A 21,066-nucleotide genomic window follows, 5' to 3' on the forward strand; every position below is an offset into this window, starting at 1 on the left:
GGTGCTGGGGCTGGGCTGGCTGGCTGGGGTGCTGGGTTGCCTGGGGCGGTCGGTTCAGTCGTCGGTGGTGGGGGCGACGATGCGGACGCCGAAGTGGGCGCTGAGGGCGGTGCAGGCGCGGCAGGGGGTGGCGAAGCTGCCGTGGAGGGGGTCGCCGTCCTCGCGGATGCGGCGGGTGGTGAGTTTGGCTTGTTTGAGGGTCTTGCGGGCTTCGCCGTTGGTCATGGGTCTGCGGGCGGCGCGTTTGCTGCGGGCGGCGTCGGCGGCGGCGATGTGGCGGGAGATGAGGAGTGCTTCGGCGCAGCGGCCGGTGAAGCGGTCGCGTTGGGCGCTGGTGAGGGTGTCGAGGAAGTCCTGGACGAGGGGGTGCAGGGGTGGGGGTTGGTCGCCGCGGGCGGCGGTGCCGGTGAGGGTGGCGGTGCCGCGGACGGAGAGGGCGGCGGCGATGGTGGGGAGTATGCCGTCGCGGCGGTGGCGGAGGGTGGGGGCGTGGGGGGTTTCGGTGGCGGACCAGCCGATGCGGGGGTCGCCGCCGGGGTTGGTGTGCGGGCCGGTGTGGCCTGTGGGGCCGGTGTGCGGGTCGCCGGTTCGGCCGGTGTTCTGGTCGGCTGTGTAGCCGTGGTGCAGGTTGTCGGTCCTGCCGGTGTGTGGCCCCGTCTGCGTCGTGTCCATGATCGTCATCCCCTCCCGTGCATCCCCCCGGACGTCACAGGGTGCCAAATGGCGTGGCGGGTGCGGAAGCTGGGGCGGTGCGACACGCCCGGGTTTGGGCTGGCTGTCACGGCAGGGTGACGGCTGGTCACGGAAGCGGAGGCCCGGTGACCGGTGTCGTCGTACGGCATAGGCTGTCGGCACCGCGATGCGCGCGGTTGACGCGCGTTGGAGATTGTTGGAGACAGTCGATACGGGGTGTGGTGGTTCGGGACCGGAAGCGGAACCGGCCGCTGCGGTCCGTACAGAGTGCCGCAGGGGGCAACCGCCATGACGACAGGTCGGCTCGGGCAGCAAGCCGCGCCGCCGAACGCGGCCTATGCCGGGCAGGTCGTGCATTTCCCGGATCCGGTCCGGGCGGCACGGCACCCGAGGGGCGTGCGGGTGGACGAGCGGGGCTACCCGGATTTCTCGCCGTATGCGCGGGCGGTCGCGGAGATCGCGGATCCGCCGGAGGGTTTCGGCGTGGACGAGCTGCGGTTGACGGACTATGTGTCGGCGAACGCGGCGTTGGCGGCGTCGGGGCATGAGCTGTGGGACACGGTGTCGGCGGTGGCGACTCCGCATGGCTGGACGTGGCATCACGTGGTGGGGTCGCGGCGGCTGGAGTTGGTTCCGGTCGAGGTGAAGGCCTTGCTGCGGCATCACGGTGGTGTGTCGACGGCTGCGGTGGATCAGTCGAAGCGGGGGACGCGGCCGTTGCAGGAGACGCGTCCGGCGCATTTCGGGCTGCCGAAGTCGGGTGTGGCGGTGACGGAGCAGCAGGTGCAGGGGGTCGAGGAGGACCTGGGGTACCGGCTGCCGGGGGCGTACCGGTCGTTCGTGAAGGCGGCGGGTGGTTGTGCGCCGGTGGGTGCGGCGTTGGACGCGGAGCTGGGGCTGCTGGTGGACCAGCCGTTCTTCACGGTGCGGGACGAGGCGGCCGTCAATGACCTGGTGTATGTGAACAAGTGTTTGCGTGATCATCTGACGAAGGACTATCTGGGCGTCGGTTTCGTGCAGGGCGGCCTGCTGGCCGTGAAGGTGCGGGGAGAGCGGGCGGGTTCGGTGTGGTTCTGTGCGTACGACGATGTGCGGGACGTGGATCCGGGGTGGTCGCCGGCGGAGCGGATGGAGCGGTTGTTGCTGCCGTGCGGTGAGGACTTCGACGTCTTCCTGTCGCGTCTGGCCGGTAATCCGCCGGAGTTGGAGACGGTGGCGAATCTGATGGTGGACGGCGGTTTCGCGCGTGCGGTGCCGGCGGCCGCGGCGTCTTCTGCGTCTTCTGTGTCGTCGGTGGGGGAGTGAGCTGAGCGATGGTGACGTTCGCGCAGGCGCAGGAGCGCGCCGAAGAGTGGATCAACGGGGATGTGCCGGCGTACCAGCATCGTGAGGTGCGGGTGCGGGAGTTCGAACTCGGGTTCGTGGTGTGGGCCGAGGACCGTGCGGAGGGCCCGCGTTCGGACGGGGGTGCGCAGCGGCTGGTGATCGCCCGGGACAGCGGGGAGGCCACGTTGTGGCCCGCGGTTGCGGTGGGCGAGGTGATCCGCCGGTACGAGGAGGAGTACGGTCGCCCGCCGGAGCCCGCCGACGCGGTGCCGGCGCCTGCGGCGCGGGTGGACCTGAATCAGACGTCGTTCTTGTTGTCGCCGCCGGAGTGGTTGCAGGAGGCGGCGGACAAGCTGGGGATCGCGGACCAGCGGGAAGCCGGTTCCGGGGCCGGTTCGAGGGCCGGTTCGAGGGCTGGTTCGGGGGCCGGTTCCAGTGATGTGCCAGAGGGGGCGCCCGGTGGTGTGCCTGGCGGTGTGCCCGCGGGTGGCGATCCCTCGCTTCCGCAGACGCAGGCCGGTGCCCCGGCTTCCGCTCCGGTGGCGCCGGCCGCTCCCGTTGCGCCCGCCGCTCCCGCCGGGGCGACGCCGTGGGCGGGGACGGACACCAACGCCGACGCCGGTGACGACCGTTCCGTACCGCTGCCCGCGACCGTGTTCGCGCCGCCGCTGAGCGGTTCCGACGAGGAGTCGGCGCCGCCGACGGCCGCGTCGGACGCCAAGACGGCCCTGATGTCGGGCGGCAGCCAACTGCCGCCCACAGCGGTCGCACCGGCGCTCACCGAGCCGGGCGCGCCTGCCTCGCAGGGGACCCAGGGTGCGCAGGGTGCGCCGCAGTCACAGCCTCCGTCACCGGGTGCGTCGCCGCATGCGCCGTCGTACGGCTATCCGCAGCGCGCCGGTGCTCCGTCGGCTCAGGGCGGTCCGGTTGCGCCTGCGCGGCCGCTCGCGCCGAACGCCGGTGACATCGCCGACGCCGCGACCAGCAAGGCGGCGCCGCCTCCGCGTCGTAACCGTGGGACAGGAGCGGCGCCGCCGCCTCCTCCGGGTGCGCCGGGAACGCCGGGTGCGCGGCCGGGCAACACGCCTGCGGCTCCCCCGTCCGGGCCGGGCGCGCCCGGCACCCCGGCGGGCGGGTACGTGCCCACGCAGCTGGTGTCGGCCCTGGGCCCCGACGGACCGGCGGGACCGGCAGGACCGGCAGGACCGGCGGGACCTGGTGCAGGGGGTGCAGGAGGGGGCGCGGGCAACGCGCCGCAGCCTCCCGGTGCGCCGAACGCGCCGGCCGCCGGGCCGAATCCGCCTGGCGGTACGCCCCCCGGTGGCGTCCACCACGCCGCGACGATGCTCGCCGACCCCGGTCGGATGGGGCCGCCCGGGGCGCAGGGCGCGCCTCAGCCGCCCCAGCCGCCTGGCCCTCCGGGTGCTCCTGGTGCCCCGGGTATGCCGGGTGCGCCGGCCGCTCCGGGCACCCACGGTGCGCCGCAGGCCCCGGGTGCTCCCGGTGTTCCGGGCGCCCCCGGCATGGCTCCCGGCGCTCATGGCTCCGTGGGGGGCGCGCCGGGTGCCGTTCATCATGCGCAGACCATGCTGGCCGGGCCCCCGCAGGGCGGCCCCGGCGCACCGGGGGCACCGGGGGCCCCTGGCGCACCAGGATTCCCGGGTGCCCCCGGCATGCCTCCTGGCGGGCACGTGCCGCCGGGTGCGATGCCTTCGGCGGGTGGGCCCGTGCCAGGTGGTGGGCCGCTGCCGGGGCAGGCGCCTGGCTACGGGTATCCGCAGCAGCAGGGGTTGCCCACGGTCGGTCCCGGCTATCAGGCCGTGCTGCGTTATCGCGCGCACGACGGGTCGGAGCAGCAGTTGATCCGGCGTTCGGCGCCGGGGACGCCGCACCCGGAGTGGCAGATCTTCCACGAGCTGCGGGCGATGAACGTGCCGCCGGATCAGGTGCTGGAGCTGCACACGGAGTTGGAGTCGTGCGAGCTGCCGGGTGCCTACTGTGCGCGGATGATCCGGGAGCAGTGGCCGCAGGCGCGGATCACGAGCATCGCGCCGTACGGCACGGATCACGCGAGCCGGCAGCAGGGGATGCAGCAACTGCTGGCGCATCAGGGCGAGTTGCATCAGGTGGCGGACGGGCCTGCGCGTCCGGCGCCCGTTCGTGCGCCGTTGCCCGCGGTTCCGCCGGCGCCGCCGGTTCCGCCGGAGGCGATCGGGCAGGAGCTGGCGGCGGTGTTCGGGCCGTCGGTGTTCCGGTTCGAGCAGGCCGCGGTGTCCCGGCAGGGTGTGCCGCCGGTCGTGGCGCACACGCTGGTGGTGGCGGGTCTGCCGGGGGACATGGGGCCGTTCTTCTGGGCGCAGGCCCAGCCGGGCCGGCCGGTGCCGACGCTGGCGGAGCTGGCGGCGGAGCGGGGTGTGCAGCCGGCGTCGGACGCGGGTTCGTACCTCGTCATGGGCAGTGACTTCGGCAAGGCGATCTGTGTGCAGTACGGGACGGCGAACATCGTCGCGGTGCCGGTGGAGGCGGGGCCGGGCGGTGTGCCCGTGCCGCCGCAGTTCGTGAACACCGGGCTGCCGGAGTTCGCGCGCTGTCTGGCTCTGCTGGGGCGGATGTGGCGGCTGCGGTTCGGTCTGAACCAGGAGCAGGCGGGCCGCTGGACCGTCGACTTCCAGGCCCAGCTGGCCTCGCTCGACCCGGCGGCGCTCGGTTCGCCGGAGAGCTGGTGGTCGGTGCTGCTGGAGCAGATGTGGGACGGCCTGCTGTGAGGCGTATGTTCCGCCGACAGACCTGCGGAAGGGGCGGGCCCGGTCGAGCGTGAGTGATGAGAACGTCAGCGATGAGTTCGGGGGGTGGATCGGGTCTGCCCTGGTATGACTCGCATCATCGCTGACATCTCGGTTTCCCTCGACGGCTTCGTCACCGGGCCCGACCCCGGTCCGGACAACGGTCTGGGGGTCGGTGGCGAGGCCCTGCACACGTGGGCGTTCTCCGACGATCCCGACGACCGCCGGTATCTGCGTGAGGGGACCGCCCGCTCGGGCGCCGTCGTCCTGGGCCGCCGGCTCTTCGACGTGGTCGACGGGCCGCAGGGCTGGGACGACACGACCGGCTACGGCGCCGGTGAGGTCGGCAAGCCCGCGTTCGTCGTCGTGACGAACTCGCCGCCGAAGGCGGTGCGGCTCGCCGGCCTCGACTGGACGTTCGTCACGACAGGTCTGGCCGATGCCGTCGCCGCCGCGCGTGAGCGTGCCGAGGTGGCGTCGTCGGCCGTCGGCAAGGATCTCGACGTCGTCCTCATGGGCGGCGGCGCCACGATCCGCTCGGCGTTCGACGCCGGGTTGGTCGACGTGCTGACGGTGCACCTCGCGCCCGTCGTGCTGGGCTCCGGGACGCCCCTGTTCACCGGCGGAGCGCCGCGCACGCTGGTGCAGCGCAGCGTGACCTCGACCTCGACCGTGACGCATCTGACGTACGACGTCCTCTGACAGCTCAGTCACCCTGTGCACGGCTCCTGCTGTGCGCACGGTGACTGCTGTTCTCGACCCCTTTATGTTCATTGCCGACCGTAATGTGTGCGCGGAGTGTCGCGTTATGAACACTTACGTCCGATCCATCAAGATATGCGCGACATCATCATCTTCATCATGTCGTGTCCGTCGGGTGGCGAGGGGTTCCAGGATGAGCAGCGCATCGGGGTCGGTGCCGGGGTTCGTGACCGTTCGCGGGCGCGGTTACCGGCCCGAACAGGTCGAGGCGTTCACCGTCGCGCTCTGCGCCGACCGGGACGCCGCCTGGGAGCGGGCGGCCCGGCTCACGGTGCTCGCCCGGCAGATGGAGGAGGAGGCCGAGTGGTTGCGCGAGGTCGTGACCCGGCTCGCGCCGCAGACATACGACTCCCTCGGGGAGCGCGCGCAGCGCATTCTCCAGCTCGCGCTGGAGGAGGCCGCGGACGTTCGCGACAACGCGCGGCGTGAAGCGCGCGAGGAGGTCGCGGACGCCGAGGCGCGCGCCCTCGATGTGCGCCGGGCGGCGCAGGACGAGGCGGACGCGCTCCGCGCGGAGGCCGAGGAGCGCGCCCGTCAGCGGCTGCTCGCGGCGCGCGCCGAGGCCGACGAGGTCCGGATCGGCGCCCGGCGCGAGGTGAAGGAGTACCGGGGTGAGGCGCTGGGCGCGCTGCGCGAGGTGCGGCAGCGCACCGCCGGGATGCTCGCCGAGCAGGACAAGGAGCACGCGGAGAAGTGGACGGCGGCGGAGCGCGAGGCCGCCGAGCGGGCCGCGGCCCTCGACGCGCTGCACGCCCGCGCGGTGACCGGTGCCGAGGCGGCGCTGTCCGAGGCGAAGCAGGCGTTCGCCGAGGCCGAGGAGTCGGCCCGGCGGCTTCAGGAGGAGGCACACGCGCGTGCCGCCGAGATCCTCGCCGGGGCGCGTGCCCGTGAAGAGCGCACCGCGGGGGAGACCGAGCGGGTGCTGCGCGAGCACGGTGAGCGCTGGGACGACGTCCAGGCTCACATGGACCATGTCCGCAACAGCCTCACCGCCCTGACGGGAAGGGCGTCTGCGGAGTAGGCGCCGGCTTGTTGTGCCGTGTAGACGATGAACTTGCCTTTGCGGCCGGTCCTTTGCGGCACTTTGCGGCCCCTTGCGGCCCCTTGCGGCCCCTTGTGGCCCCTTGTGGTCTCACCGGGCGTCCTGGTCCTCCAGTACCGGGAAGCGGCGCGGCGCCACGCACAGCAGGACCAGGAAGGCGAGTGCGGCGGCGCACGACGCGCCGATATAGACGGCGTGCACGGCGCTCGCGACGGCGTGCCGGACGGTCTCGGGCGCCGAACCGGCGGCGTCCAGCGCGCGGGTGACGGAGTCCAGATCGCCGGCGCCGCCCAGCCGCGCGGCCAGTACCCCGTTGGCGACCGCCCCGAACACCGACGCGCCGATCGTCTGCCCGGTCTGTCGGCAGAACAGCACGGACGCGGTCGTCGTCCCGCGCTGCGACCATCCCACCGTCGACTGAACGCCGACGATGAGCGGGAGTTGGAAGAGACCGAGCGCCGCGCCGAGCAGCAGCATCAGCAGGGTCGGCTGCCAGGCCGCGCCGGGGTAGGGCAGGAACGGGAACGCGAGCAGGATCAGCGTCGCGATGCCGATGCCGAGCAGCGCGGTGTCGCGGAAGCCGATGCGCCGGTAGACGTGCTGGCTGAGGGCGGCCGACAACGGCCAGCTCAGCGTCCAGACGGACAGGACGAACCCGGCCGTCGCCGGTCCCAGGCCCAGGACCGACTGGGCGTACGTCGGCAGGAACACCGTCGGGGCCACCATCAGCAGGCCCAGCGCGCCCAGCGCGAGGTTGACCGCCGCGATCGTCCGGCGGCGCCATACCCAGCCGGGGATGATCGGCTCCGTGGCCCGGCGTTCGATGACGACGACGAGGCCGGCGAGCGTGAGGCCGGCGGCGAACAGGGCGAGCGAGGGCCCCGACAGCCACGCCCAGGCCACTCCGCCCTGCACCAGCGCGGTCAGCAGCACGCCGCCGCACGCGAACACCGCGAGCGCGCCCGCCCAGTCGACACGCGCGCGTGCGTCCCGCGCGGCCGACGTGCGTTCCGGCTCGTGCAGATGACGGACGATCAGCCACAACGCCACCGCCCCGATGGGCAGGTTGACCAGGAAGATCCAGCGCCAGTCCGCGTAGGCCGCGAGGACCCCGCCGATGCCGGGGCCGGCGACCGCCGAGACCGCCCACACCGTGGACAGCTTCGACTGGATCTTCGGCCGCTCCTCCAAGGGGTACAGGTCGGCGGCGAGCGTCTGCACCGTGCCCTGCAACGCCCCGCCGCCCAGGCCCTGCACGATGCGGAACGCGATCAGTGCCCCCATGTTCCAGGCGAGCGCGCACAGCAGCGAGCCGAGCAGGAACAGCGCCGCCCCGACGACCAGGACCGGCTTGCGGCCGAAGGTGTCGGAGAGCTTGCCGTAGACCGGCAGGGTGACCGTCACGGCGAGCAGATAGCCGGAGAACAGCCAGGAGAAGACGGAGAACCCGCCGAGATCGCCGACGATCTGCGGGACCGCCGTGGAGACGACGGTGGAGTCCAGGGCGGCCAGCGCCATGGAGAGCATGAGCGCGGCCACGACCGCTCCCCGCCGGTGTGGTGCGGTCCGCTGCGCGGCCTCGCGCAGCGCGGGTCGTGTGTCCCCCACCGGATGCCCTCCCCTTGTCGTCCGCGTCCCCGCGTTCCGTGCCCCTTGCATCCAACTGCCGGAAGTCAGCTTCCCACTTGGCCTCTGCCAGGGGGAGGCCCGACCGTCGCCTTGACCTTCACGTCACGTGAGGGTGGAGCCTGACTGGGCCGGAGGGTGGACGAGACCCCGAGAGGCACTCCACCCGGCGGTGGACGGCCCCTAGGGGTTCCTCCGTACTACGGCTGGGGCAGGGTTCGTACCGTCGGAGGAGGAGATGGGCCCCGTCCCGTCCTTAACCTGGCTTTATGCCGCTGGGGGGCGGCTACCGCACCGGCGGGAGGTGGGGTTAACCCCCCTGGAAGAGGGGCCCGAGCACCAGCGCGCCGGACCCTTCCCCGCCGACAGACTCTTCGGCGTAGCGCTCCTCGCGCTGCTCGCCACTCGACCACCGCGGTGGAGCACTGCCCACCGACTTCCGACTTAGGAGACATACCGTGACTTCGGCTGTGACCATTCCCAGGCACGGGGGCACTGGAGGGCGTACGGCCGTTGCCGCACGGGCGCGGCAGGTCGTCAAGGCGTACGGGTCCGGTGAGACCCGTGTCGTCGCCCTCGACCACGTCGACGTGGACATCGCCCGCGGTCAGTTCACCGCGATCATGGGCCCCTCGGGGTCCGGCAAGTCCACGCTGATGCACTGCCTCGCCGGTCTCGACACGGTGTCGTCCGGCCAGATCTACCTGGACGAGACCGAGATCACCGGGCTGAAGGACAAGAAGCTCACGAAGCTGCGCCGGGACCGGATCGGGTTCATCTTCCAGGCGTTCAACCTGCTGCCCACGCTGAACGCGCTCGAGAACATCACGCTGCCCATGGACATAGCCGGCCGCAAGCCGGACAAGGCGTGGCTCAGCCAGGTCGTGGAGACCGTCGGGCTCGCCGACCGCCTCAGGCACCGTCCCACGCAGCTCTCCGGCGGCCAGCAGCAGCGCGTCGCCGTGGCGCGTGCCCTGGCGGCCCGCCCGGAGATCATCTTCGGCGACGAGCCGACCGGAAACCTCGACTCGCGCGCGGGCGCCGAGGTTCTCGGCTTCCTGCGCCGCTCGGTGGACGAGCTGGGCCAGACGATCGTCATGGTCACGCACGACCCGGTGGCTGCCTCGTACGCGGACCGGGTGCTGTACCTCGCCGACGGGCGGATCGTCGACGAGATGTTCAAGCCGACCGCGGAGACCGTCCTGGACCGCATGAAGGACTTCGACGCGCGGGGGCGTACGTCATGACCGTCCTGAAGACCTCGATGCGCAACTTCTTCGCGCACAAGGGGCGCATGGCCCTGTCGGCCGTGGCGGTCCTGCTGTCGGTGGCGTTCGTGTGCGGGACGCTGGTGTTCACCGACACGATGAACACGACGTTCGACAAGCTCTTCGCCGCCACCTCCTCCGATGTGACGGTGAGCGCGAAGGGCGCCTCGGACACCGGTGAGACGACCTCCGACAACGGCAGGCCGCCGGTCATGCCGGCCTCGGTGCTCGGCGAGGTCCGCAAGGCGCAGGGGGTGAAGTCGGCGGAGGGGACCGTCTTCTCGACCTCCGTGACCGTCGTCGACGCCGACAAGGAGAGCCTGTCGCCCTCCAGCGGCGCCCCGACGATCGTCGGCAGCTGGAACGGCAACGACGCCCGCACCATGAAGATCACCGACGGTGCGGCGCCGAAGAATTCCGGCCAGGTCATGGTCGACGAGGACACCGCCGACAAGCACCATCTGAAGCTCGGCGACGAGATCGGCGTGATCAGCGCGGTCGGCACGCACACCGCGAAGATCTCCGGCATCGCCGCCTTCCAGGTCACCAACCCCGGCGCGGCGATCTTCTACCTGGACACCAGGACCGCCCAGCGGGCACTGGTCGGCGAGTCGAACGTCTATACGAACGTCAATGTGACGGCGGCGGCCGGCGTGAGCGACGCGCAGCTGAAGAAGAACGTCGCGGCCGAGATCGGCGCCGCCTACAAGGTGCAGACGGCCAAGGAGACCGCGGACGCCAACCGCGCGGACGTGGGCGACTTCCTGAACGTGATGAAGTACGCGATGCTCGGCTTCGCCGGGATCGCCTTCCTCGTCGGCATCTTCCTGATCATCAACACCTTCTCGATGCTGGTCGCGCAGCGCACCCGAGAGATCGGCCTGATGCGCGCCATCGGCTCCAGCCGCAAGCAGGTCAACCGGTCCGTGCTCGCCGAGGCCCTGCTCCTGGGCGTGGTCGGCTCGATCCTCGGCGTCGGCGCCGGCGTCGGCATCGCGGTCGGCCTGATGAAGCTCATGGGCATGACCGGCATGAACCTGTCCACGGACGATCTGACGGTCGCCTGGACGACCCCGGTGATCGGCATGGTCCTGGGCGTGGTCGTCACGGTGCTGGCGGCCTACCTGCCGGCCCGCCGCGCCGGCAAGGTCTCCCCGATGGCCGCGCTGCGCGACGCCGGCGCACCGGCCGACGCCAAGGCCGGTGTCGTACGGGCCGTCGTCGGCCTGCTGCTGACCGGTGCCGGCGGCTTCGGCCTCTACCTCGCCTCCGCCGCCGACAAGGCCGCCGAGGGCTCGCTCTGGCTGGGCCTGGGCGTGGTGCTGAGCCTGCTCGGCTTCGTGGTGATCGGCCCGCTGCTGGCCGGCGGCGTGGTCAGGATCCTCGGCGCGGTCCTGCTGCGGGCCTTCGGCCCCGTGGGACGGATGGCCGAACGCAATGCGCTGCGCAACCCGCGCCGCACGGGCGCCACGGGCGCGGCCCTGATGATCGGCCTCGCACTGGTCGCCTGTCTGTCGGTGGTCGGCTCCTCCATGGTCGCCTCGGCCACCCAGGAGCTCGACCGGACCGTCGGCACGGACTTCATCATCCAGAGCGACAGCGGCCAGCGGATGACCTCGCAGGCGGTGCAGGCCGTGAAGTCGACGCCGGGCCTGACGCGGGTCACCGAGTACAAGACCACCGAGGCGGACTACACCACCCCCGACGGCAAGACGCTCAAGAACACGGACATCACGGCGGCCGACCCGACGTATGTGTCCGACCTGCGCAAGACGACCGTCGCGGGGAACCTGAAGGACGCCTACCTGCCGGACTCGATGTCCGTGCACGAGAAGTTCGCCGAGGCCCACGGCATCCACATCGGTTCGAAGATCGACGTCGCGTTCAAGGACGGCGCCAGCGCCCACCTGACGGTGCGCGCGATCACCAGCAGTGACGACGTGGTCGACCAGGGCGCCAAGTACACCTCCATCGCCACGCTCGCCAAGTACGTGCCGGCCGACAAGATGCCTCTCGACCAGCTGGTCTTCGCCACCGCGAAGGAGGGGCAGCAGGACGCCGCCTACACGGCCCTGAAGACGGCGCTGCACGACTACCCGCAGTACACCGTCCGCGACCAGACCGACTACAAGCAGGAGCTCAAGGACCAGATCGGCCAGCTGCTGAACCTGATCTACGGCCTGCTCGCCCTCGCGATCATCGTCGCGGTCCTCGGTGTGGTGAACACCCTGGCCCTGTCGGTGGTGGAGCGCACCAGGGAGATCGGTCTGATGCGGGCGATCGGCCTCTCCCGCCGCCAGCTGCGCCGCATGATCCGCATGGAGTCGGTCGTGATCGCCCTCTTCGGCGCGCTGCTCGGCCTCGGCCTGGGCATGGGCTGGGGCGCCACCGCCCAGCAGCTCCTCGCCCTGCAGGGCCTGGACGTCCTCGACATCCCGTGGCCGACGATCATCGGCGTGTTCATCGGATCGGCGTTCGTGGGCCTGTTCGCGGCCCTGATCCCGGCCTTCCGCGCGGGCCGCATGAACGTCCTGAACGCCATCGCGACGGACTGACGCGACAGCCGACGGGGCACAGCCACGGCCCGGCACTGAGACGGACGGGGGTCCTCTCAGTGCCGGGCCGTCGGTGCGTTTCAGCCCGTTGGGGCACCCCCTCTGGGGGAGCTTGAGGGCGAGGCCCTTGGGGGCCGGAAGCGGGGTGTGGGGTCGGCCGCCCCAGGGACGGCAACGGGCAGTGGCGGCGGGTGCGAAGACCCCGGGCGAAAGCCCGACCGCCCCGGGGGTTGTCCACAGCCCCCGGCGAACCGCACCGCCCCGTCGTACTCTGGACACCCCCGGCCCGTGACACGCGTCGGGCCCTTCGCGTTGCCCACCCCGGACGGGGTACGCCCGCACCCCGGACGTGCCCCGCCCCCTCGGACGGAAAGCCCTCCATGAGCCTGCACGGTCTGCTCGACGCCGTCGTCAAGGACACCGCCCTCGCGGAAGCCATCCCCGCGGCCGCAGACGGCAACCGCATGCACGTCGACCTGGTCGGCCCCCCGGCGGCCCGCCCCTTCGCCATCGCCGCCCTCGCCCGCGAGAGCGCCCGCACGGTCCTCGCGGTGACGGCCACCGGCCGCGAGGCCGAGGACCTGGCCGCCGCCCTGCGCTCGCTGCTCCCGCCCGACGGCGTCGTGGAGTACCCCTCCTGGGAGACACTCCCGCACGAGCGGCTCAGCCCCCGCAGCGACACCGTGGGCCGCCGCCTCGCCGTCCTGCGCCGCCTGGCCCACCCGCGACCCGACGACCCGGAGACCGGCCCCGTCTCGGTGGTCGTCGCGCCCGTCCGCTCCGTGCTCCAGCCGCAGGTAAAGGGCCTCGGCGACCTGGAACCGGTGGCCCTGCGCACCGGCCGGAGCGCCGACCTCAACGAGATCGTCGAAGCCCTCGCCGCGGCCGCCTACGCGCGCGTGGAGCTCGTAGAGAAGCGCGGCGAGTTCGCCGTACGAGGCGGCATCCTGGACGTGTTCCCGCCCACCGAGGAACACCCCCTGCGCGTGGAGTTCTGGGGCGACGACGTCGAGGAGATCCGTTACTTCAAGGTCGCCGACCAGCGTTCCCTGGAGGTCGCCGAGCACGGCCTGTGGGCCCCGCCCTGCCGTGAACTGCTGTTGACGGAAGACGTACGCACGCGCGCGCGTGCCCTCGCCGAGCAGCACCCGGAACTCGGCGAACTGCTGAACAAGATCGCCGAAGGCATCGCGGTCGAGGGCATGGAGTCCCTCGCCCCGGTCCTGGTCGACGACATGGAACTGCTGCTCGACGTCCTCCCCAAGGGCGCGATGGCCGTCGTCTGCGACCCGGAGCGGGTACGCACGCGTGCCGCCGACCTCGTGGCGACCTCCCAGGAGTTCCTACAGGCGTCCTGGGCGGCCACCGCCGGCGGCGGCGAGGCGCCCATCGACGTCGGCGCGGCCTCCCTGTGGTCCCTCGCGGACGTCCGCGACCACGCGCGCGAGCTGGACATGATGTGGTGGTCGGTGTCGCCGTTCGTGGCCGACCTCGAGCTGGAGGCGGACACCCTCCAGTTCGGCATGCACGCCCCCGACACCTACCGCGGCGACACCGCGAAGGCCCTCGCGGACACCAAGGGCTGGCTCGCCGACGGCTGGCGCGTCGTCTTCGTCACCGAGGCGCACGGCCCCGCCGCCCGCACCGTGGAGGTGCTCGGCGGCGAGGGCGTCGCGGCCCGCCTGGACGCCGACCTGACCGACCTCGGCCCCTCCCTCGTGCACGTCTCCTGCGGCTCGATCGACTACGGCTTCGTCGACCCGGCACTACGCCTCGCCGTCCTCACCGAGACGGACCTGTCCGGCCAGAAGGCGGCCGGCAAGGACGGCGCGCGCATGCCCGCGCGCCGCCGGAAGACCATCGACCCGCTCACCCTGGAGGCGGGCGACTACATCGTCCACGAGCAGCACGGCGTGGGCCGCTACATCGAGATGGTGCAGCGCACGGTCCAGGGCGCCACCCGCGAGTACCTGGTCGTCGAGTACGCGCCCGCCAAGCGCGGCCAGCCCGGCGACCGCCTGTACATCCCCACCGACCAGCTGGAGCAGATCACCAAGTACGTCGGCGGCGAGGCCCCCACCCTGCACCGCCTGGGCGGCGCGGACTGGACGAAGACCAAGGCGCGCGCCAAGAAGGCCGTCAAGGAGATCGCCGCCGACCTGATCAAGCTGTACAGCGCGCGGATGGCGGCTCCCGGCCACGCCTTCGGCACGGACACCCCCTGGCAGCGCGAACTGGAGGACGCCTTCCCCTACGCGGAGACGCCCGACCAGCTGACCACGATCGCCGAGGTCAAGGACGACATGGAGAAGACGGTCCCGATGGACCGCCTGATCTGCGGCGACGTCGGCTACGGCAAGACGGAGATCGCGGTTCGCGCCGCCTTCAAGGCCGTCCAGGACGGCAAGCAGGTCGCCGTCCTCGTGCCGACGACGCTCCTCGTGCAGCAGCACTTCGGCACGTTCAGCGAGCGGTACGCGCAGTTCCCGGTGAAGGTGCGCGCCCTGTCCCGCTTCCAGACGGACACGGAGGCGAAGGCCACCCTGGAGGGCCTGCGCGAGGGTGGCGTGGACGTCGTCATCGGCACCCACCGCCTGTTCTCCTCGGAGACGAAGTTCAAGGACCTCGGCCTGGTCATCGTCGACGAGGAGCAGCGCTTCGGCGTCGAGCACAAGGAGCAGCTGAAGAAGCTCCGCGCGAACGTCGACGTCCTGACGATGTCCGCGACGCCCATCCCACGCACCCTGGAGATGGCCGTCACCGGCATCCGCGAGATGTCGACGATCACCACGCCCCCGGAGGAGCGCCACCCGGTGCTCACCTTCGTCGGCCCCTACGAGCAGAAGCAGATCGGCGCCGCGATCCGCCGCGAACTGCTGCGCGAGGGCCAGGTCTTCTACATCCACAACCGGGTCGAGTCCATCGACCGCGCGGCGGCGCGACTGCGTGAGATCGTCCCCGAGGCGCGCATCGCCACCGCTCACGGCCAGATGTCGGAGACGGCGCTGGAACAGGTCGTCGTCGACTTCTGGGAGAAGAAGTTCGACGTGCTCGTCTCGACGACGATCGTCGAGTCCGGCATCGACATCTCCAACGCCAACACCCTGATCGTGGAGCGCGGTGACACCTTCGGCCTGTCCCAGCTGCACCAGCTGCGTGGCCGCGTCGGCCGTGGTCGCGAACGCGGGTACGCCTACTTCCTGTACCCGCCGGAGAAGCCGCTGACGGAAACGGCCCACGAGCGCCTCGCGACGATCGCCCAGCACACGGAGATGGGCGCGGGCATGTACGTGGCGATGAAGGACCTGGAGATCCGCGGCGCCGGAAACCTGCTCGGCGGCGAACAGTCGGGCCATATCGCGGGCGTCGGCTTCGACCTGTACGTCCGGATGGTCGGCGAGGCCGTCGCGGACTACCGGCGTCAACTGGAGACCGGCGCGATCGAGGAGGAGCCGCCGCTCGAGGTGAAGATCGAGCTGCCCGTCGACGCGCACGTCCCGCACGACTACGCCCCCGGAGAGCGGCTGCGCCTGCAGGCCTACCGGGCCATCGCCTCCGCCAACTCGGAGGACGACGTCAAGGCCGTCCGCGAGGAACTCGTCGACCGGTACGGCAAGTTGCCCGAGCCGGTGGAGAACCTGCTGCTGGTGGCCGGGCTGCGCATGCTGGCACGCGCGTGTGACGTCGGCGAGATCGTCCTCCAGGGCGCCAACATCCGCTTCGCGCCGGTGGAGTTGCGCGAGTCGCAGGAGCTGCGCCTCAAGCGGCTGTACCCCGGGTCCGTCATCAAGCCGGCCGCGCACCAGGTCCTCGTCCCCCGCCCGAAGACCGCGAAGGTCGGCGGCAAGCCGCTGGTCGGGCGGGACCTGCTGGGCTGGGTGGGGGAGTTCCTGGCGACGGTGCTGGGGTCGTAACCCGCCGTTCGCGGCTGCCGGCGCTGCCTGGTGGCGTGGTCGGGCCACCGGCCGGATCCGTTCCGGTCCGCCGGTGGCCTCCGCCAGGGCCGCGGAGAGCCGGTCGCGGACCGCGACCTGGGCCGCGATCCGCTTCTCCATCCGACGGATCCGGCCCGGGAAGCTACGGCTTGTCGGGCCGGTTCTCGTCCATGCCGAGCCGCTCCTGCAGTTTCTGCTGTGCGGCGTCGACCTGCGACTCGTACTTGTTGCCCGTCTTCTCGTTGATCTTCTGTTCCGCGACGTCGGACATGTCCCTGGCCTTGCCCTGTGCCGCCTTGTTGCTCTTGAACCTGTCGAAGATGCCCATCCAGAGCTCCTTCCCGAGGTGACTCACACCGACGATATTCCTGAGATGAGAGGTATGCCCACTTGAGTGGGTTGTGGTCTGGACCTCCCGACTGCCCCCACGCGCCCCCTCGCTACGGTGTGCCAGTCTCCATCAGGGGAATCCGCCCTGTGCGGGGTGGCAGCGGTCAGGCAGAGGGAGGGGCGCGTGAGGCGTCTGAGGGGCGGGGCGGCGGCTGCCGTCGTGCTGATATGCGTGGTGACGGCGGCCGGGTGCACCGAGCAGACCACCGGATCCGGCGCCGGTTCCACCGGTGCGGGGCCGACGGCAGGCGGCGGAGCGGCGAACGGCGGAGCGGCTCTCGCGGCGGCCGAGTCGCTGACCGTCAAGGGGCGAGCCCCCAAGACCGGCTACGAGCGGGACAGGTTCGGCGCCGCCTGGGCGGACACGGACTCCAACTCCTGCGACACCCGTGACGACATACTCAAGCGCGACCTGAAGGAGGTGAAGTTCACCGGCGGCACCTGCAAGGTGTCCTACGGCGTGCTGGAGTCGGACCCGTACTCCGGGAAGGACGTGACCTACCGGCGAGGCAGCAGCAAGGTCGACATAGATCACGTCGTCGCCCTGTCCGACGCCTGGCAGAAGGGCGCCAAGTACTGGGACGCGAGCAAGCGGATAGCGCTCGCCAACGACCCGCTCAACCTCCTGGCCGTCGACGCGAGCACGAACCGCTCCAAGGGGGACGGCGACACGGCGACATGGCTGCCGCCCAACAAGGCCTACCGGTGCACGTATGTCGCGGCGCAGGTCGCCGTGAAGAAGAAGTACGCACTGTGGGTCTCCGCGGCGGAGAAGTCCGCGATGGAGGAGGTCCTCAAGACCTGCCCCGACCAGAAACTCCCCACCGGGGGCAACCCGACGAAGGCGCCGGAGCGATTCCACGCGGGCTGAGCGGGTCGGCCGCCCGGGGCCGCCGGTGTACGTAGAGCCCAGCGTGTGGATGCGGCACGGCCGTTGAGGCGCTCTACTGCCCGTACGGGTACCCCTGCTGATACGGATTCGGCTGGCCCGCGCCGTACGGCTGACCCGCGCCGTACGCAGGAGCCGACGCCGACGCCTGCGCCGACGGGGAGTTCGACGTCGACCGCGAGCCCGCAGCCTGGGTCTTCTGGTCGAACACCGCGAACAGCAGCAGTACCGACGCCGTCACCAGGGCCACCATGATCGCGACGCCCAGGAGGGCGTCCCCGTCGTCGGTGTCCGAGACCACCGCCCACGTCACGATCACGCACTCGTACAGGGAGAACGAACCGAAGGCCGTCCAGTCGGAGGCGAGCCCGCGGCGGACGGCCACGTACAGGAAGGGCACCCAGGCCAGAAAGCCGAGTGAGCCCCACACCAGGGCCGTCCAGGCGAGCCGCTGGAACCAGCCCCCCTCCAGCCGCCTCTCCGCGCCGGCCGCCGTCGGCGCCGTCGTCGGTATCGTCATGTCGCCCCCAAGTCACCAGGGGGCAAGGGTAGGACATGGGCGGACCGGGCCAGGGCCGCCCCTTCTTTACTGTGACATGAGCGAAACTTGTGGCTATGGGGGACCTGTGTTTTCCGACCCCAGGGACGCCGCAGGTTACGGTGCGATCCGTTTCCGGGTGCCGGACGTCGAGTCGACACCGTATCGTCGCACCGGCTCGGGCGACTTGAGCGAGACACAGCCGTACGCGACGACAGAACCGTACGCACAGACGAACGATGGGGTGGGGGATGGCCGAGCACCGGCAGTCCAGGAAGCGCAGATACATCACGTGGGGCGTGGCCGGCGCAGCCGTCCTCGCGGGGGCCGGGATAGCGGCGCAGACCTCGATGGCGGCCACCACCTGGCCCGCCCAGAAGACCTACACCGGCCGCGCCTTCGACACCTGCACCGCGCCCTCCCTGGCCGCGATGAAGGCCTGGAAGACCGACGGCTACTACGGCGGCGCCGCCGTCTACGTCGGCGGCAAGAACCGCGGTTGCGCGCAGCCCAACCTCACCGCGTCCTGGGTGAAGTCGGTCAACGCGGCCGGCTGGAAGCTCATCCCGCTCTACGTCGGCGCCCAGCCGCCCTGCCAGACCGGCTCCAGCCCGGAGAAGATCACCGCCGCCACGGCCACCTCCCTCGGCGCGACCGACGCCGCGGACGCCGTCGCCAAGGCCTCGGCGCTCGGCATGAAGGCCGGCAGCCCGATCTACCTCGACATGGAGGCGTACGACATCACCAACAAGGCGTGCAACGACGCCGTGCTGGCGTATGTGCGCTCCTTCACCAAGACGCTGCGCGCCAAGATCTACCGGGCCGGCTACTACGGCTTCACCAGCTCCAGCGCCAAGGCGATCGCCACCGCGACGAACAAGACGGACCTGCCGGGCAACCTCTGGTACGCACTGTGGGACAAGAAGGACACCACGACCACCGACTGGCCGTGGGGCGCCACCCAGTACACGAACCACAGCCGCGGCCACCAGTTCATGGTGAACAGCAAGGAGACCCGCGGCGGCTACACGATCACCGTGGACCGCGACACCTGGGACGCCCCGGTCGCCATCGTCGGCTGAAGCCGAGCGGGATCACCGGCCGAACCGGTGCGGGGGAGGGGCCCGCGCGACGTCCGGGCGCGGCGGTGCCCGAAGTCCTGGTGAATCGTTGGTCGAATGGGTTGGCCCCAGCCGTCCCACTGCCTACCATCGATCACCGCAAGACTTTGTGCACCGTCGCACAATCTCCGACCGGGAGGTTCCCTTGCACCGCCGCCGTCGCACCGCGCTCCTGCTGTCCGCCGCGATCGTGGCGGCCCCCCTCCTCACCGCCTGCGGGAACGACACGCATCCCGGCGCGGCGGCCGTCGTGGGCGGCCAGCGGATCTCCGTCGCGCAGCTGGAGAGCCGGGTGAACGAGGTGCGCACGGCCCAGCGCGCCGCGGTCAAGGACGACGCGCAGTACGCGCAGGCCATCGCCCAGACCGGCACCCTCACCCGCGACACCCTGCACGGCATGGTCCTCGACCAGGTGCTGCACCGCGCCGCCGAGGACGCGGGCGTCACCGTCAGCCGCCGCGAGGTCCAGCAGATGCGGGCCGGCCTGGAACAGCAGGCCGGCGGCGCGCAGGGCCTGGAAACGGCGTGGCTCCAGCAGTACGGCATCCCGCCGCAGCGCCTCGACGAGAACCTCCGCCTCCAGCTGGAGGCCCAGAAACTCGCCACCGCGCTCGGCACGAACACCAACCAGGCCCCGTTCTGGAACGCCCTGTCCAAGGCGTCCAAGGCCCTCGGTGTCGACCTGAACCCGCGCTACGGCAGCTGGGACGCGCAGAAGGTGGCCCGCGTCGACGCGAAGACGCCCTGGGTGCGGGAGATCACCACGGCCGGCACGCAGCAGACGACGTGACGGCGCGGCCTGACGGACGCTGACCGACAGGCGCTGACGCGACCCCGCGCAGGGCCGGTATGACTTATCCACCGGGCCTGTGGACAACTCGTGGGGCCGTCGGCGGGTGTGGGTTACGTTCGAGGTGTGAACGCATCCAGCCCGTCCAGTCCATCCAGCCCGTCCAGTCCGTCCGGCCCGTCCAGCGAGCCCGTCGGCGGTCCCGCCGTCGCCGCCGGCCGTATCGTCCTGCTCACCACCAGCCACCGCGTCGCCCCCGGCCTGCTGTCCTGGCCCGCCTGGCAGGCCCTGCGCGCGGCGGACCGGGTGCTGTGCGCGGACGGCGCGCATCCGCAGCTGCCCTATCTGCGGGACGCGGGCATAACGGTCGAGGAGGCCTCCCCGACCGCCGAAGACATCGTCGCCGCCTGCGCCGGCGGCCGCGCGGTCGTGGTCGTGGCCACCGGTGAGGGCGAACCGGCCCTCACCGACGGGCTGGCCCGCCTGGCGGGCTCCGGCCGGGTGTCGATGCCCGAGCTGGAACTCCTCCCCGCCTCCTACGACCTTCCCGGCGCCCGGCTCCTCGACCTCGTCCAGGTCATGGACCGCATCCGCGCCGAGTGCCCGTGGTCCTCCCAGCAGACCCACAAGGGCCTGGCGAAGTACGCGGTGGAGGAGTCCTACGAACTGGTCGAGGCGATCGAGACCGGTGACTACGACGAACTCCGCGAGGAACTGGGCGACGTCCTGCTCCAGGTCGTCTTCCACGCCCGTATCGCCGAGGAGGACGAGGAGTCCCCGTTCTCCGTCGACGACGTCGCGGGCACGATCGTCGCCAAGCTCATCCACCGCCACCCCCATGTCTTCGGCGACGCCACCGCCACGACCCCGGAAGAGGTGAAGGAGCACTGGCTGCGCACGAAGGCGGCCGAGAAGCGGAGGGAGTCGGTGACGGACGGCGTCCCTCTCCACCAGCCGGGCCTGGCCCTCGCCGCGAAGCTGGCCTCCCGGGCCCGGATGGCCGGCCTCGACGTGCCCCTGCCGACGGCCGAGGGCTCGGGCACGGACGCGGATGCCACGGTCGTGGGGACCGACGGCATGAGCACCAAGGGCAGAGGGCTCGAAGGCAGAGACGCCGAGGGTAGAGATTTCGAGGGCAGAGACGCCGAGGGCAGAGAGTTCGAGGGCAGCGGCGCCGGGGGCGGAGGCGCGGAGCACATAGGCGCGGAAGGCATCGGTTACGAGTTGCTGGCCCTCGCCGCGCGGGCGGAAGCGGAAGGCGTGGACCCGGAGGCGGCCCTGCGGGCGGCGGCGCGGGCCTATCGGGACGCGATCCGGGCGACCGAAGGGGTGATGGGTTAGTACGGTG

Annotated in this window: 15 protein-coding genes; 11 read left to right on the forward strand and 4 right to left on the reverse strand. The window is 71.6% G+C overall.

What is annotated here, in order from left to right:
* Nucleotides 1-54: 54 nt before the first annotated feature.
* Nucleotides 55-681, reverse strand: coding sequence for a YwqJ-related putative deaminase (locus B5557_RS26375; RefSeq protein WP_443031273.1), 627 nt, complete (start codon nucleotides 679-681; stop codon nucleotides 55-57).
* A 300-nt stretch (nucleotides 682-981) separates the two neighbouring features.
* Between B5557_RS26375 and B5557_RS26380 the strand changes: the two genes are divergently transcribed.
* From B5557_RS26380 to B5557_RS26395, 4 genes are all read left to right on the forward strand, one after another.
* Nucleotides 982-1,998, forward strand: coding sequence for an SMI1/KNR4 family protein (locus tag B5557_RS26380; RefSeq protein WP_079665017.1), 1,017 nt, complete (start codon nucleotides 982-984; stop codon nucleotides 1,996-1,998).
* Between the two features lie 8 nt (nucleotides 1,999-2,006).
* Nucleotides 2,007-4,784 (forward strand): SUKH-4 family immunity protein, encoded by a 2,778-nt coding sequence (locus B5557_RS26385; RefSeq protein ID WP_079661780.1) that lies wholly within the window; start codon nucleotides 2,007-2,009, stop codon nucleotides 4,782-4,784.
* Nucleotides 4,785-4,889: 105 nt separating this feature from the next.
* A complete protein-coding gene (locus B5557_RS26390) occupies nucleotides 4,890-5,504 on the forward strand; it encodes a dihydrofolate reductase family protein (RefSeq protein ID WP_079661781.1) in 615 nt (204 codons plus the stop codon).
* Between the two features lie 193 nt (nucleotides 5,505-5,697).
* Complete coding sequence (locus B5557_RS26395; protein ID WP_079661782.1) at nucleotides 5,698-6,585, forward strand: cellulose-binding protein; 888 nt, start codon at nucleotides 5,698-5,700, stop codon at nucleotides 6,583-6,585.
* A 111-nt stretch (nucleotides 6,586-6,696) separates the two neighbouring features.
* Here the strand turns inward: B5557_RS26395 and B5557_RS26400 are convergent, their stop codons facing one another.
* The gene (locus tag B5557_RS26400; protein WP_079661783.1) at nucleotides 6,697-8,214 is read right to left on the reverse strand and encodes an MFS transporter; all 1,518 of its coding nucleotides are present in this window, start codon (nucleotides 8,212-8,214) and stop codon (nucleotides 6,697-6,699) included.
* Nucleotides 8,215-8,690: 476 nt separating this feature from the next.
* On the opposite strand from B5557_RS26400, the gene B5557_RS26405 reads away from it, so the two are divergent.
* From B5557_RS26405 to mfd, 3 genes are all read left to right on the forward strand, one after another.
* Nucleotides 8,691-9,479 carry an ABC transporter ATP-binding protein gene (locus B5557_RS26405; RefSeq protein WP_079661784.1) on the forward strand — a complete coding sequence of 263 codons (789 nt, stop codon included), beginning with the start codon at nucleotides 8,691-8,693 and terminating at the stop codon, nucleotides 9,477-9,479.
* Nucleotides 9,476-12,055 carry an ABC transporter permease gene (locus tag B5557_RS26410; RefSeq protein ID WP_079661785.1) on the forward strand — a complete coding sequence of 860 codons (2,580 nt, stop codon included), beginning with the start codon at nucleotides 9,476-9,478 and terminating at the stop codon, nucleotides 12,053-12,055. The genes B5557_RS26405 and B5557_RS26410 overlap by 4 nt, the downstream gene beginning before the upstream one ends.
* Before the next feature lie 380 nt (nucleotides 12,056-12,435).
* Nucleotides 12,436-15,969, forward strand: a complete 3,534-nt coding sequence (gene mfd / locus B5557_RS26415; RefSeq protein WP_079661786.1) for a transcription-repair coupling factor — start codon at nucleotides 12,436-12,438, stop codon at nucleotides 15,967-15,969.
* A 163-nt stretch (nucleotides 15,970-16,132) separates the two neighbouring features.
* Here the strand turns inward: mfd and B5557_RS26420 are convergent, their stop codons facing one another.
* Nucleotides 16,133-16,318, reverse strand: coding sequence for an antitoxin (locus B5557_RS26420; protein ID WP_079661787.1), 186 nt, complete (start codon nucleotides 16,316-16,318; stop codon nucleotides 16,133-16,135).
* Nucleotides 16,319-16,504: 186 nt separating this feature from the next.
* Between B5557_RS26420 and B5557_RS26425 the strand changes: the two genes are divergently transcribed.
* Complete coding sequence (locus B5557_RS26425; protein WP_079661788.1) at nucleotides 16,505-17,251, forward strand: HNH endonuclease family protein; 747 nt, start codon at nucleotides 16,505-16,507, stop codon at nucleotides 17,249-17,251.
* A 73-nt stretch (nucleotides 17,252-17,324) separates the two neighbouring features.
* Here B5557_RS26425 and B5557_RS26430 read toward each other — a convergent pair whose 3' ends face one another.
* On the reverse strand, nucleotides 17,325-17,789 hold the full coding sequence (locus tag B5557_RS26430) for a hypothetical protein (RefSeq protein WP_079661789.1): 465 nt from the start codon (nucleotides 17,787-17,789) through the stop codon (nucleotides 17,325-17,327).
* Nucleotides 17,790-18,058: 269 nt separating this feature from the next.
* Between B5557_RS26430 and B5557_RS26435 the strand changes: the two genes are divergently transcribed.
* The 3 genes from B5557_RS26435 to B5557_RS26445 all read left to right on the forward strand — a co-directional run bounded on the left by B5557_RS26435 (nucleotide 18,059) and on the right by B5557_RS26445 (nucleotide 21,059).
* Nucleotides 18,059-18,889 (forward strand): glycoside hydrolase domain-containing protein, encoded by an 831-nt coding sequence (locus B5557_RS26435; RefSeq protein WP_079661790.1) that lies wholly within the window; start codon nucleotides 18,059-18,061, stop codon nucleotides 18,887-18,889.
* 184 nt (nucleotides 18,890-19,073) lie between these two features.
* Nucleotides 19,074-19,718, forward strand: coding sequence for a SurA N-terminal domain-containing protein (locus B5557_RS26440; RefSeq protein ID WP_079661791.1), 645 nt, complete (start codon nucleotides 19,074-19,076; stop codon nucleotides 19,716-19,718).
* A gap of 126 nt (nucleotides 19,719-19,844) precedes the next feature.
* Entirely contained in the window at nucleotides 19,845-21,059 is a 1,215-nt protein-coding gene (locus B5557_RS26445) for a nucleoside triphosphate pyrophosphohydrolase (RefSeq protein WP_269460182.1), read from the forward strand.
* Nucleotides 21,060-21,066: the final 7 nt, after the last annotated feature.

The sequence above is a fragment of the Streptomyces sp. 3214.6 genome, from assembly GCF_900129855.1.
GTDB classification, from domain to species: Bacteria; Actinomycetota; Actinomycetes; order Streptomycetales; family Streptomycetaceae; genus Streptomyces; species Streptomyces soliscabiei.

Bases quoted from the DNA above. Each gene is read 5' to 3' on its own strand.
- B5557_RS26395 (WP_079661782.1), top strand. From the start codon at position 5,698: ATGAGCAGCGCATCGGGGTCGGTGCCGGGGTTCGTGACCGTTCGCGGG.
- B5557_RS26430 (WP_079661789.1), bottom strand. From the start codon at position 17,789: ATGACGATACCGACGACGGCGCCGACGGCGGCCGGCGCGGAGAGGCGG.
- B5557_RS26385 (WP_079661780.1), top strand. From the start codon at position 2,007: ATGGTGACGTTCGCGCAGGCGCAGGAGCGCGCCGAAGAGTGGATCAAC.
- B5557_RS26435 (WP_079661790.1), top strand. From the start codon at position 18,059: ATGGCCGAGCACCGGCAGTCCAGGAAGCGCAGATACATCACGTGGGGC.
- B5557_RS26390 (WP_079661781.1), top strand. From the start codon at position 4,890: ATGACTCGCATCATCGCTGACATCTCGGTTTCCCTCGACGGCTTCGTC.
- B5557_RS26375 (WP_443031273.1), bottom strand. From the start codon at position 681: ATGACGATCATGGACACGACGCAGACGGGGCCACACACCGGCAGGACC.
- B5557_RS26410 (WP_079661785.1), top strand. From the start codon at position 9,476: ATGACCGTCCTGAAGACCTCGATGCGCAACTTCTTCGCGCACAAGGGG.
- mfd (WP_079661786.1), top strand. From the start codon at position 12,436: ATGAGCCTGCACGGTCTGCTCGACGCCGTCGTCAAGGACACCGCCCTC.
- B5557_RS26420 (WP_079661787.1), bottom strand. From the start codon at position 16,318: ATGGGCATCTTCGACAGGTTCAAGAGCAACAAGGCGGCACAGGGCAAG.
- B5557_RS26380 (WP_079665017.1), top strand. From the start codon at position 982: ATGACGACAGGTCGGCTCGGGCAGCAAGCCGCGCCGCCGAACGCGGCC.